Here is a 13816-nt window from a genome sequence, read left to right as displayed (position 1 = left end):
CTGGTTAGTACAAAATTTCCATACCCGCCTAAGGATGGTGGGGCAATTGCCACTCTGACCCTTGTAAAAGGTTATGCCCTGGCAGGTCATACGGTAACTGTTTTGTGCATGAATACGCCTAAACATTTCTATGACCCGGCAATGCTCCCGGCAGATCTTTCTTCCACTGTAAAATTTATTCCGGTTCCTGTGGATACCAGAATTTATCCGTTCAAACTGGTTAAAAACTTCATTTTTTCCTCTTTGCCATATAATGCCGAACAGTTCTATTCCCTGTCATTTGAAAAAAAATTAACAGAAGTAATAAAAAACGGGGATTTCGATATCATTCAACTTGAAGGCATATATCTTGTCTACTTTGCTGAAAAAATCAGAAAACTTTCTACAGCAAAAATTATTCTTCGTGCCCCTAATATTGAACATGATATTTGGAAAACCTTAGCCGTTCATGAAAAGAACTTTTTAAGAAAGCTTTATCTCAGGAACTTTTCCCAAAGAGTGCATTCACTGGAGGACCTGCTGATGAACCAATATGATGCCATTGTTCCCATAACCCTTGAAGATGCAAAAATTTTCAGCCTTATGGGAAACAAAAAACCCATGCATATTGCCTCATTTGGAATCAGTACGAATCATTTCGACAATGTAACGGCGGCAAATCCTTCCTCTCTTTTTTTTATCGGAGCCCTCGACTGGATGCCCAATCTCAATGGACTGGAATGGTTTCTAAAGGAAGTATGGAAGAAGAAAACATTGAAAACCGGTCAGAGTAAATTGAAATTTTACATTGCTGGCCGCAATACCCCGGGATGGCTGAAAAGGAAATATGAAGATGAAAGGACTGTCTTCGCAGGAGAAGTGAATGACGCCGCCAAATTCATGGAGGATAAAGGAATCATGGTCGTTCCCTTATTTTCAGGCAGCGGGATGAGGATAAAAATCATTGAAGGCATGGCCCATGGCAAAGCGATTATTTCCACTTCCCTGGGAGCCTCAGGAATTGATTATATACACGGCAAACAGATGCTTATTGCGGACACGCCGGATAGGTTCACCAAATATATTCATGATTTGGCGGACGATCCGCTCAAACAGCAACAACTGGGAAAAAATGCAGCCGATTTTGTAAGGGAAAATTTTGACTCCCAGTCCATTGTTCATTCTTTGCTGAATTTTTATGAATCAATAAAAGGAAAAGTATAAATTTACGGTTGGTATATAAACAATATTCAACAGACCGGTTAATTCTTTTGAAATGCTTCTTTTAATTCAATTTTACCTGAATATTGCAAAAGTAGTGTTTTGGACTTCGGCAGCAGCCCTGCTTCACAGCTATCTCCTTTTCCCTTTCATCCTTAAAATACTGGCAAAGTTCAAAACAAACAACAATCTGTGTTATTCAGATATGAATGAATTGCCGGGAATTTCCGTAATCCTTTCCGTGTATAATGAAGAACAGGTGATTGAATCAAAAATAGAGAATCTTTTTCAATCTGACTATCCTCTTCATCAACTTGAAGTTATTGCAGGTTCGGATGCATCAACCGATAATACGAATGCCATCCTTGCTTCCCTGGTGAAAAAATATCCAAACCTTCATTTTTATTCATATTCACAAAGGCAAGGCAAACCGTCCGTGATCAATCAACTGGTAAAATATGCAAATCATCAGATTTTGATTTTCACCGATGCAAACATATTTTTTGAGCCCCGTACCATATTCCATTTGGTAAAACATTTTAAAAACCCTGATATTGGACTGGTTGGAGGTAATATTGTTGTTCCCCATACAGAAAAAAAAGGGATTTCCTTTCAGGAAAAAACTTTCATGACACATGAGATAAAAATCAAATATAACGAAGGAAAAATATGGGGGGCGATGATTGGTGCTCATGGAGCCTGCTATGCCATTAGAAAGGGATATTTTTCTCCCATACCTGAAGGCTTTGCTGTTGATGATTTTTATATCACCTTGAAGGTGCTCGAAATAGGAAGCAGGTGTATACTCGAATTAGCGGCCAGATACATGGAAAAAATGTCTGATAATTCGAAAGATGAATTTGCCAGAAAAGTCAGGATATCAGCCGGAAATTTTCAAAACCTGAAAATTTTCGGACATTTACTTTGGCCTCCATATCGCGGTTTGGCGTTCTGCTTCTTATCTCATAAAGTGCTGCGCTGGTTTGGCCCGTTCTTCTTGGTTTTAGCCATTATTTCCAATATTTTTCTACTAGATGGAAACAATTTTTACCTTTGTATGTTTTATTTTCAATGTTTATTGGCTATAGGAATTCCTTTGGCAGATCATTTATTGAAAAAAATAAAGATAGATATCGTAATTTTACGGTTTATTTCACATTTTTATAATATGAACCTTGCTTTATTATGGGGGTTCTTCAAATTTTTAAAAGGAGTAAAAACAAATGTCTGGCAACCCACAAGAAGGAAATAAGAGAAAACTAAACACCATTGACGAAGCGATCAAAGATATTAAAGCAGGAAAGCCTATAATTATTGTTGATGATGCAGACCGTGAGAATGAAGGGGATTTTATTGTTGCTGCGGAGCTGATTACTCCTGAAATAGTAAACTTTATGGTCACCTATGGAAGGGGATTAATGTGTACCCCACTGCCTGAAGAACGTTGCGAGGAACTTGAACTTGACCTGATGGTTAGTGAAAACACAGCCCCCTATCAAACAGCCTTTACCGTTTCCGTTGATTTAATCGGACATGGATGTACCACCGGTATTTCGGCAAGTGACAGGGCAAAAACCATTAAAGCCCTCGTGGATCCTTCCACCAAGCCAATGGATTTAGGGCGTCCGGGACATATCTTTCCCCTGCGGGCAAAAAACAAAGGCGTTTTGAAACGCTCCGGACATACCGAAGCGGTTGTTGACATTACCCGGATGGCCGGACTTACCCCTGGCGGTGCACTGGTAGAGATCATGAATGAAGATGGAACCATGGCACGCCTTCCACAATTGTTCAAAATAGCTGATAAATTCAATTTGAAAATTATCTCCATTGAAGATCTTATTGCCAGAAGGCTTAAAGAAGAAAGCCTGATCGTCAAAGGCGTAAAAGTAAAACTTCCCACCGAATACGGGAACTTCGAACTGATCCCTTTTATCCAGAAATCCAATGGCCTTGAACATGTTGCCCTGATTAAAGGAACATGGACAAAAAACGAACCTGTACTGGTAAGGGTTCATTCTTCCTGCCTTACAGGAGACATTTTCGGAAGTTTCCGTTGCGATTGCGGCGACCAGCTTCATGAAGCCATGCGCCTGATCGAGAAAACCGGCAAAGGCGTAATTCTTTACATGAACCAGGAAGGAAGAGGCATAGGCCTGTTCAATAAAATCAAGGCTTACAAGCTTCAGGAAGAAGGAAGGGATACCGTCCAGGCCAATATTGAGCTGGGTTTTAATGCCGATGAACGCGATTATGGTGTAGGAGCAAGCATTCTGAGAGAACTTGGACTGGGAAAAATACGGTTGCTTACCAATAATCCTAAGAAAATGAAAGGATTACAGGGATATGGACTGGAAATAACGGAACACGTTCCTATAGAAATAGCTCCAAACAAATACAATCATTTTTACCTTGAAACGAAACGCGATAAAATGGGACATTTTTTGAACCTGGCCCATTATAAACCCCAAGGCAAATGAGAATAGTTTTCATGGGTACACCCGAATTCGCAGTGGCAACGCTTAAAACCCTCATAGACAACAATTACGAGATAGCAGCAGTAGTTACTGCACCGGACAAACCAGCAGGAAGAGGCAAAAAATTGCAAGCCTCGGAGGTGAAAAAATTTGCCCTGGAAAGAAATTTGCCTGTTCTTCAGCCTGAAAAATTGAAAAATCCCGAATTTCTGGCTCAGCTTAAAGCATTAAATGCGGATCTTCAGGTTGTTGTCGCTTTCCGAATGTTGCCCGAAGTGGTATGGAGCATGCCGCCCAAAGGCACAATCAATCTGCATGCCTCCTTATTGCCGCAATACCGTGGCGCAGCCCCCATCAATTGGGCCGTTATTAACGGAGAAAAAGAAAGCGGCGTAACTACATTCTTTATTTCCAAAGACATAGATACCGGAGAAATTATTTACCAGGAAACAGTACCCATTGGCCCTGACCAAACAGCCGGCGAACTGCACGATAAGCTGATGGAAACAGGAGCAGGTTTATTGCTTAAAACGGTGAAGGATATAGAAAATGGAAGTTACCCTCATACCCGGCAATCTGAACTGACTGACTCCGGGGCTTTAAAACCTGCCCCGAAAATTTTTAAGGAAAATTGCAAAATAGACTGGAATAAACCCGGAAAAGACATACACAATTTCATCCGGGGGCTTAGCCCCTACCCTACTGCATGGACGGAAATCAGGACAGGACAGGATCCGGACCAAAAAATCCCCTTAAAAATCTTTCTTTCAAGCTTTGAAGAAAACCACATTGTTTCGCAATCAGAAAACTTAGGAAAAATTTTTACGGATAATAAAAAATATATTAAGGTTGCCGTACTGGATGGTTTTATCTACCTGAAATCCTTACAGCTACCGGGGCACGGATGCCTTTCGGCAGAAGAATTTCTAAGAGGTTTCCGGGATACTTTTTCCATCGTTTTATAAGGTTTTCAAAAACCTTATAAAAATCATTTTTGCATATTGTTCTTTATGTTTTAGTTGCAATTTCTTCTAAATATGAATAGAAGTATCAAAATTTGGCATCAGCATTTATTTTATTTTTAAAAATATTTACCGTTTGCGTACACGATATTTGAATATATTTTGTTTCTTTGCAGGGAAATAAGACCTGTAATTTGGTAAACAGATATAATTTTACGTGTAATCCGCATGTAAAAAAATTAAACATAAAAGCCGGATGTAAAAACAAGTCTGAAACAGGCGATTTTACTATCATTGGGTTCTGGAATAGTAACATGCGGGTTCCATTCGGCTTTTAAGAAAAAACAAATAAAATGAAAAATTTATCATTTGAAGATCTGAAAGGACAGGTATGCGTGATTACCGGCGGAGCCGGTGTCATTGGCACAGCCTTAAGCAAAGGACTTGCTTCTGCAGGGGTTAAACTTGCCATTCTTGATTTGAACAAAGAATTGGCTGATAAAGTTGCCGGCGAAATAGCCAAAGAAACAGGCAGTACTGTAATCGGCGTTCAGGGTAATGTTCTGGACAAGGAATCCCTGGCTAAGGCCAAAGAAGAAATCAATCAGAAGTTAGGTAAAATCAACATCCTGATTAACGGTGCAGGTGGAAATTCTCCCAAAGCTACTACCCAGCTCGAAACCATGGAAAAATCCTCCAAGGTTGAAGACACATTCTATGGTTTGACCCTTGATGGTTTCGAAAAAGTATTTAACCTCAACTTTATCGGAACCGTATTGCCTACCATGGTGTTTACCCGGGATATGGTTGAAGCCGGTAGCGGTTCTGTATTGAATATCTCTTCCATGAACTCATTCCGCCCGCTGACTAAGATCCCTGCCTATTCTGCAGCAAAAGCTTCTATCAACAACTTTACCGAATGGCTTGCCGTTCATTTGGCAAAAACCGGTATCCGTGTAAATGCAATTGCTCCCGGTTTCTTCCTGACCAATCAAAACCGTTTTCTGATGACCGATGAAAAAACCGGAGAACTTACTCCCCGCGGCCACAGAATTATTGCAGGTACCCCTATGGGTAAATTCGGCGAACCTGAAGACCTTCAGGGTACTGTTCTTTACCTGCTTTCAAATATTTCAAGCTTTGTTACCGGTGTCGTTATTCCTATTGACGGGGGTTTCAACGCTTACAGCGGAGTATAACAATTTTCATTTTCGTACATATTTTAATATGCAGCAGAATATTTTTCTGCCGCATATTTTTTAATCTATGAAATGATAAATATATCCGGGCTACGGACAGAACTTCTGTCAGCCGCTGCCAGTTCTTTTTTATCGACCGAATACTGTTAAATTGATAAGAAAGTAATGAATATTTGTAACTCATTAACAATCAATGAGTTACAAATATTCATCAAACAAATCTTTATCTTTAACTGTTGTATTCAAATCTGTAAATGGTTTACTATCATCATATAAAAAAGAATTATATTTATATCTGAAAGCCAGGGATGAAATAAATGACGAAAAAATTAAGATTAGCGAATAAGCGTTGAAAAAATTAATCGAATAAAAATGATATACTTAAAAAAAGGCTCGGCAAATGAAGTCATTGATGCCGAAGGATTAAAGCAGGGTTTATTTGAAGCTCTAAAAAAAATAGGGGATAGAAAACGTGTTTTAGCCCTGCCCCCTGATTTTACGAGGTTTCATTCCAAAGCCGGAGAACTGACTCAATATGCTTACCAATATTTGGGCGACAAACTTAAAACCGTCATGCCTGCATTAGGTACTCACACGGCAATGACACCCGGACAGATCAAAGAGATGTTCGGCGAGGTGCCTTCTTCCCTTTTCAAAGTCCATGACTGGCGCCACGATGTGGTTACCTTGGGGGTGGTTCCAGGAGAATTTGTGAAAGAAGTTTCCGGAGGAAAAGTTGACTATGAATGGCCTGCCCAAGTCAACAAGTTACTTGTTGAAGGGAATTTCGACCTTATCTTGTCTATCGGACAGGTTGTCCCGCACGAAGTAATCGGTATGGCCAATTACAACAAAAACATTTTTGTAGGTACCGGCGGAAGCGAAGGCATCAACAAGAGCCATTTTATCGGTGCCTCTTTCGGCATGGAACGGATGATGGGCCGGGCCGATACTCCTGTACGCCGCGTGTTGAATTACGCATCCGACCATTTTGCCAAAAATCTCCCGATCGTATACGTTTTAACGGTTATTGGATCCGATAAAGACGGTAAATTAGTCACCCGCGGACTCTTTGTCGGTGATGATGTTGAATGTTTCAATCTGGCAGCCAAACTTTCCCTGGAAGTAAATTTCCAAATGCTTGAACAGCCTCTGAAAAAAGTGGTGGTTTACCTCGATCCCAGTGAATTCAAGAGTACCTGGCTGGGCAACAAGAGCATCTACCGTACCCGTATGGCCATTGCCGATAATGGGGAACTGATCATCCTCGCCCCCGGACTGAATGTCTTTGGCGAAGACAAACAAATCGACCAGCTGATCCGGAAATATGGTTATGTCGGAACCGACAAAGTCAATGAATTAACAAGGAACAATAAGGATCTTCAGGAAAATCTGGGCGCTGCTGCACACCTGATTCACGGTTCTTCGGAAGGACGTTTCTCCATCACTTATTGCCCGGGACATCTTTCAAAAGAAGAAATTGAAAGCGTGAATTTTAAATACGCCGACTTATCGGAAATGATGAAGAAATACAATCCCGAAAAACTTAAAGACGGCTTCAATACGGTAGACGGTGAAGAAATTTTCTATATCTCAAATCCTGCCCTGGGACTTTGGGCATACAGAGGGAGGTTTAAAGATTAATAATCTATAGGGTTAACACGGAAGGTTTTCATGTTATTCAATGATGAAACCGCATGAAAGTCCTTCCTCGACCAAAATATTTAAGGATGAAAATAATTATTGATGATAAGATCCCTTTTATCAAGGGCGTGTTGGAACCTTACGGGGAAGTTGAATATATTGCCGGGGCAAACATCAGCAAGGATGATGTAAAAGATGCCGATGCACTGATCATCCGCACCCGTACCCATTGTACAAAAGAATTGCTCGAAGGCAGCAAAATAAAGTTCATCGCCACGGCAACCATAGGTTTCGATCATATAGATACAGCTTACTGTGAGCAAAACGGGATTTACTGGACCAATGCTGCAGGTTGTAACTCCTCGTCTGTACAGCAGTATATGGCTTCAGTATTAATTCATCTGGCCGGGAAACATGGTTTATCCTTTAAGAAAAGGACACTGGGCGTTATAGGTGTAGGGCATGTAGGAAGAAAAGTTGTAAAACTGGCTGAAGCTTTAGGTTTCAGGGTTGTACTTAACGATCCACCCCTGGCCAGAAGAATTGGCCCCTGCGGATATATTTCGCTTGATGGCATTATCCGTGAAGCCGATGTGATTACCCTTCATGTTCCCCTTACTTATGAAGGCGAAGACAAGACTTATCATCTGATTGACGAGAATATACTGAAAAGGTTAAATCCCAATACAATATTGATCAACTGTTCACGGGGAGAAGTGGTGGATAACAGCGCCCTGAAAATGGCCTTGAAAGAAAAAAGAATAGCAGGTGCAGTTCTCGATGTCTGGGAAAACGAACCACATCCCGACCTGGAGCTGATGTCCTTATTGGATATTGCCACCCCGCATATTGCTGGTTATTCTGCAGATGGAAAAGCAAATGGATCAGCAATGTCGGTGCTTTCGCTTGTCCGTTTCTTTAAATTAAATGCCCAACAATGGTTTCCTGAGATTCCTGCTCCCGAGAAACCCGTTATTCCCATTGATTGTAAAGGGAAAACCAGGCAACAGATATTTTCAGAAGCCATTAACTCAGTTTACCGCGTTGCCGATGATGATAAAAGGTTGCGCGAAGCTCCCGACACATTTGAAAAACTCAGGGGCAGCTATCCCATCCGCCGGGAATTCTCAGCATATACCCTAGAATTATCCAATAGTTTACCGGATATTGAAACTCCCTTAAAAAAGATAGGTTTTAATATCACCCTCAAATAGCAATTAAAAACTCAGTAATTTTTAAAAAGATAATTTAAATTTACTTTCATGAATAAAAAAGCAGATATTGGTTTGATAGGTTTAGCCGTGATGGGCGAAAACCTTGCACTGAATATGGAAAGCAAAGGCTTTACCGTATCGGTTTTCAATCGTACTCATAGTGTTGTTGATCATTTTATGGAAGGCCGGGCCAAAGGCAAAAATTTTATTGGCACTGCCAGCCTCGAAGAATTGGCAGGTTCATTGAAATCACCCCGGGTTATTATGTTGATGATCAAAGCAGGTAATCCTGTAGACGACATGATTGAGAAATTAATTCCTCTATTGGATGAGGGCGATATCATCGTTGATGGGGGTAATTCACATTATCCTGACACTACCCGCAGAACCCAATACCTGGAGAGCAAAGGACTTCGTTTCGTCGGAACTGGTGTTTCTGGTGGTGAAGAAGGTGCTTTAAAAGGCCCATCCATGATGCCTGGCGGATCAAAAGAAGCCTGGCCTTTTGTAAAGCCTATATTCCAATCAATCTGTGCCAAAGTAGAAGATGGTTCACCCTGCTGCGACTGGGTTGGCGAAAACGGTGCCGGCCATTTCGTGAAAATGGTGCATAATGGCATTGAATACGGAGATATGGAACTTATTTGCGAAGTTTACCAGATCATGAAAGACTTACTGGGTATGTCTCCGGATGAAATGGCTGAAGTATTTACCGACTGGAATAAAGGGGAACTGGACAGCTACCTGATTGAAATCACTTCTCATATCCTTCCTTACAAGGATACAGACGGCAAACCATTGATCAACAAGATCCTAGATACTGCCGGACAAAAAGGAACCGGTAAATGGACCGGGATATCTGCCCTTGAAATGGGTGTTCCCCTGACATTGATCAGTGAAGCTGTTTTTGCCCGTTGCCTTTCAGCTATGAAAAATGACAGAGTAACCGCATCGAAAGTAATAGCCGGACCCAAAGTTAATTTTACAGGGGACAAGAAAGAATTCATCAACAATTTAAGAGACGCCCTTTATGCTTCAAAAATCGTTTCTTATGCTCAGGGCTATACTTTGATGAATGCTGCCGCTAAAGAATATGGCTGGAACCTGAATTATGGCGGCATCGCCTTAATGTGGAGAGGTGGCTGCATCATCCGTTCTGTATTCTTAGGCAAGATCAAAGAAGCCTTTGAAAAGAACCCCCAACTGGCCAACTTGTTGCTCGATCCTTTCTTCAAGGACAAAATCGAGGCTGCACAGGAAGGATGGAGAAAAGTTCTGTCAACTGCTTTGCTTAGCGGCATTCCTGTTCCTGCCATGTCTGCTGCACTCACCTATTTTGACGGCTTCCGTACTGAAGTATTGCCGGCCAACCTCTTGCAGGCTCAAAGGGACTACTTTGGTGCCCACACTTATGAAAGAACGGATAAGCCCAGAGGTGAATTCTTCCATACCAACTGGACTGGACACGGAGGTGACACAGCTTCCCACACTTATGTTGTATAATTGTTGTTTATTTTTTTTTTCAGAAGGCCGGATTTTTCAAATCCGGCCTTTTTTATTTTACTAATAATAAACATAATAAAAATTTTTAATATAACATAAATTTAAACAATTGATTTTCTATTAGTTAGAAACACATAAAAAACAACATATCTTTCCATTAAAGTTGTTTTTTCTTTAAAAATTTACTATTTTCAACATATTAAAAATGTATTAATGACAACGGAAACGGGTAATTATTCCGGAGTTGTTTACATGGATTTGTCAGACACTTAAAAACTACTACCATGGGGAACAAATTGCTGAATATTACTACTCAAACCTATTCAAAGGCGCAGATTTTAAAAAGCCGTTTTGAAGCTGAAGGGATTGAATGTTTTCTCGAAAACCTTGACCATCCTGAATTATCCATAGAAGTCAAGTTGATGGTTAATGAAGAAGATGGAGAAAAAGCTTTGCGCATTATTAAAGCTTTTGAGGAAGAAAATGAAGCGAAGAGCATCTTACAAAGGGAAAGAATTAAGGAAATAAAACGTATTCTAGTCCCTATCGATTTTTCGGATTACTCAGAGAATGCGTGCCATTTTGCTTTAGGTTTGGCAGCAAAATATCATGCCCACCTCAAACTGCTCCACTCCTATTTTTATCCCGGCCTGGCGGCTATGCCTTTTGAAGAGACATATACCTATAACGATTCAATGACGACCTATCTGAATGATATGCAGATCAAGGCTGAAAAAAACCTTAAACGTTATAAGAAAGCCTTGCTTGATGTCATTGAAAAAGAAAAGATTGAAGGGGTTACCGTGGATTATACCCTGGATCGTGGATTTATTGAAGATTCTGTCATTTCCTTGAGCGAATCTTTTCATCCGGATCTGATTGTTGCCGGTGCAGTGAGAAAAGATGAACGCAACCGTTTTGCCATTGGCAATCTGCCTGTTAAAATTATTGAAAAAACCAAGATCCCTCTTTTATTGATACCTGCTGATACCCGGTTTGATGGATTAGATAAAATCAAAAACTTGATGTACGCAACAGATTTCGACGAATCCGACTTCATTACGATTAAAAGATTGATGAAATTTGTGGAAACGATTAACATTAAAGTTCATTGCGTACATGTGGGTTCGGACATTAAAAATCCCTGGAATATTGTCAGGATGGAGAGCTTAAAGGAATATTTCCTGAAAATGTATGGGAAAGTCAATATTGATACGGCCCTGATTGAAAATGAAGATATCATTAACGGAATGTTGGATTTTATTCACAAAAATAATATTGATGTTTTGGCTTTGACCACGCACAAGCGGAACCTGATCACCAAAATTATTTCACCAAGTATAGCCAAAAAAATGCTTTTTGAAACCCATATTCCCTTATTGATATTTCATTCATAAAAATATTTCAACTAAAAACAAAAGGCAGGTCGATTATAAACAACCTGCCTTTTGTATGTTATGGTGATGCTTAATGGACCTGTCTTAAAACCTCGGCCAGCAAATCCCAGAATCTTTTTACAGAAGCAATATCAAGCCTTTCGTCGGGTGAATGTACACCTTTGATCGTCGGGCCGAAAGAAATCATATCCATGTCAGGATATTTTTCAAGGAATAACCCGCATTCCAAACCTGCATGAATAGCTTTCACCTTGGGCTCTTTATTAAACAACTTCCTGTAAGCTGCAATAGTGATCGACAAAATCTCGGAATTTTTGTTGGGTGTCCAGCCGGGGTATCCCTTGCCATGCTTCACCCTTGCTCCGGCCAGTGAAAATACGCTTTCTACCATGTGGGCAATATCTTCCTTTGCAGAATTGACTGAACTGCGCTGACTGGTAGCCACTTTTATCCTGTTATCTTCAGTATATTTTACAGAAGCCAGATTGGTTGAGGTCTCCACCAATCCTTTAATTTCCTTACTCCAGGCTATCACTCCATTGGGACATGCATACAAAGAACTGATCAGTTTGGCCTGAACACTTTTATTTATAACAAACTCCGGTAAAGAAACATCTTCTGCCTTAATTTCTAAAGAAGGTTCATTTGAAAGCAGTTCCTCTTTAATGGTTTGCCCGATATGCTTGAGATAAACTTTAAATTTATCGACCTGATTTGCAGGAACGGTTACTACAGCGTATGCCTCTCGGGGTATAGCATTCCTCAAATTTCCCCCTTCAAACCTGGAAAGCCTGATTTCAAATTTCTTCATGGCATTCCAGAGAATACGGGTAAGAATTTTATTTGAATTGCCCAAGGCCTTGTGAATATCATCACCCGAATGGCCGCCCTTTAATCCCGATATACGAATAACCAATGCTTTGGAACGGTCCGGAACCGGACGTTTATCGTAACCCAAAACAGCGGTTGTATCCATTCCTCCGGCACAACCGATGAATAACTCTCCTTCATCTTCCGAATCCAGATTAATTAAAACCTTACCCCCCAAGAATTTCTTTTCCAGGGCAAAAGCTCCGGTCATTCCGGTTTCCTCATCGGCTGTAAAAAAACATTCCAATGGCCCATGTTGAATATTTTTATCGGCCAGTACAGCCAACATGGCTGCCACCCCTATGCCATCATCAGCCCCCAGGGTAGTACCCTTGGCTTTTACCCATTCGCCATCAACGAACGGAACAATGGCATCCGCATTAAAATCATGTTGTACATCAGAATTTTTTTCACAAACCATATCCATGTGGCCCTGCAATATCACCGTCCGGTCATTTTCCCTTCCGGGTGATGGTTTTTTCTTTAACAATATATTCCCAGCCCCGTCTTCATGAGTTTCCAATCCATGCTCATTTCCAAACTTCAACAAAAATTCTCTGATCTTTTCTTCTTTTTTTGAAGGACGCGGAATATTGCAAATCTGGCTAAAATAACTCCAAACAGCTTCAGGTTCAAATCCTTTAAATAGTTCTGCCATAATCGGTAAGTAAATTTGATTTTAAAAGTTAATCCGGACAAAATATACGAATTCGTTTCTGACCATTTATACTTGTATGCATGAATTTTCTTTGGCTTTAAATTTAAAACTAAAGCCTGAACAAAATAATAATAAAAATCATATTTAACATTAAAATTTATAAAAAACATCAATAAATATCTTGCTTTTCATTAAAATTTAAAGATATTTTTTTCACATTCATGATCAAAATTGTTTGTGATTATTGTGTAAATTATAAAATTCAGGAAATTAAAATGCTAATTTCGCAGAAGAAATAATAAATACAGAAATATGAATTTTCTTGAACTGGTCAAAAATCGTCAATCCGACAGGGCATATATACCCCGACCAATAGAAAAGGAGAAAATCGAACGTTGCCTTGAAGCAGCCCGTCTTGCACCTTCAGCCTGTAATGCCCAACCCTGGAAATTTATCGTGGTGGACAATCCCGAAATCAAAAACGCTGTTGCTGATGCCACTTCAAACCGTATACTCCCGATCAATCACTTTACCAAACAGGCGCCGGTGCATGTGGTTGTCGTAATGGAAAAGCCCAATTTCACGTCTAAATTTGGTTCGACAGTTAAGGACAAACCTTTCCCGCTCATTGATATAGGAATAGCTACTGAAAATTTCTGCCTTCAGGCTGTTGAAGAAGGCCTTGGAACCTG

At 40.3% G+C, this 13816-nt stretch carries 11 protein-coding genes; 10 read left to right on the top strand and 1 reads right to left on the bottom strand.

Annotation, left to right across the window (positions count from 1 at the left end; genetic code table 11):
• The 9 genes from Q8907_05620 to Q8907_05580 all read left to right on the top strand — a co-directional run.
• A partial coding sequence (locus Q8907_05620) for a glycosyltransferase family 4 protein (protein MDP4273744.1) occupies positions 1–1203 on the top strand: 1203 nt, incomplete at its 5' end.
• Positions 1204–1255: 52 nt separating this feature from the next.
• Positions 1256–2452: a glycosyltransferase gene (locus tag Q8907_05615; GenBank protein ID MDP4273743.1), complete on the top strand. Its 1197-nt coding sequence runs from the start codon at positions 1256–1258 to the stop codon at positions 2450–2452.
• Positions 2424–3680, top strand: a complete 1257-nt coding sequence (locus tag Q8907_05610) for a bifunctional 3,4-dihydroxy-2-butanone-4-phosphate synthase/GTP cyclohydrolase II (protein ID MDP4273742.1) — start codon at positions 2424–2426, stop codon at positions 3678–3680. The genes Q8907_05615 and Q8907_05610 overlap by 29 nt, the downstream gene beginning before the upstream one ends.
• Positions 3677–4642, top strand: a complete 966-nt coding sequence (fmt, locus tag Q8907_05605; protein MDP4273741.1) for a methionyl-tRNA formyltransferase — start codon at positions 3677–3679, stop codon at positions 4640–4642. Before Q8907_05610 ends, fmt begins: the two co-directional genes overlap by 4 nt.
• Positions 4643–4992: 350 nt before the next feature.
• Entirely contained in the window at positions 4993–5838 is an 846-nt protein-coding gene (locus Q8907_05600; protein MDP4273740.1) for an SDR family oxidoreductase, read from the top strand.
• A gap of 372 nt (positions 5839–6210) precedes the next feature.
• The gene (locus tag Q8907_05595) at positions 6211–7482 is read left to right on the top strand and encodes a lactate racemase domain-containing protein (GenBank protein MDP4273739.1); all 1272 of its coding nucleotides are present in this window, start codon (positions 6211–6213) and stop codon (positions 7480–7482) included.
• Between the two features lie 86 nt (positions 7483–7568).
• Entirely contained in the window at positions 7569–8696 is a 1128-nt protein-coding gene (pdxB, locus tag Q8907_05590) for a 4-phosphoerythronate dehydrogenase PdxB (GenBank protein MDP4273738.1), read from the top strand.
• 48 nt (positions 8697–8744) lie between these two features.
• Positions 8745–10199, top strand: a complete 1455-nt coding sequence (gnd, locus tag Q8907_05585) for a decarboxylating NADP(+)-dependent phosphogluconate dehydrogenase (GenBank protein ID MDP4273737.1) — start codon at positions 8745–8747, stop codon at positions 10197–10199.
• A 284-nt stretch (positions 10200–10483) separates the two neighbouring features.
• The gene (locus Q8907_05580; GenBank protein ID MDP4273736.1) at positions 10484–11596 is read left to right on the top strand and encodes a universal stress protein; all 1113 of its coding nucleotides are present in this window, start codon (positions 10484–10486) and stop codon (positions 11594–11596) included.
• Between the two features lie 70 nt (positions 11597–11666).
• Here the strand turns inward: Q8907_05580 and Q8907_05575 are convergent, their stop codons facing one another.
• On the bottom strand, positions 11667–13124 hold the full coding sequence (locus tag Q8907_05575) for an aminoacyl-histidine dipeptidase (GenBank protein MDP4273735.1): 1458 nt from the start codon (positions 13122–13124) through the stop codon (positions 11667–11669).
• A 312-nt stretch (positions 13125–13436) separates the two neighbouring features.
• Between Q8907_05575 and Q8907_05570 the strand changes: the two genes are divergently transcribed.
• On the top strand, positions 13437–13816 hold a 380-nt coding region (locus tag Q8907_05570; GenBank protein ID MDP4273734.1), incomplete at its 3' end, for a nitroreductase family protein.

This window comes from Bacteroidota bacterium, from assembly GCA_030706565.1.
In the GTDB taxonomy this organism is placed as follows: Bacteria; Bacteroidota; Bacteroidia; order Bacteroidales; family JAUZOH01; genus JAUZOH01.
The sequence above is the reverse complement of the archived record's forward strand: the minus strand, read 5'-3'. Positions and strand labels throughout refer to the sequence as shown.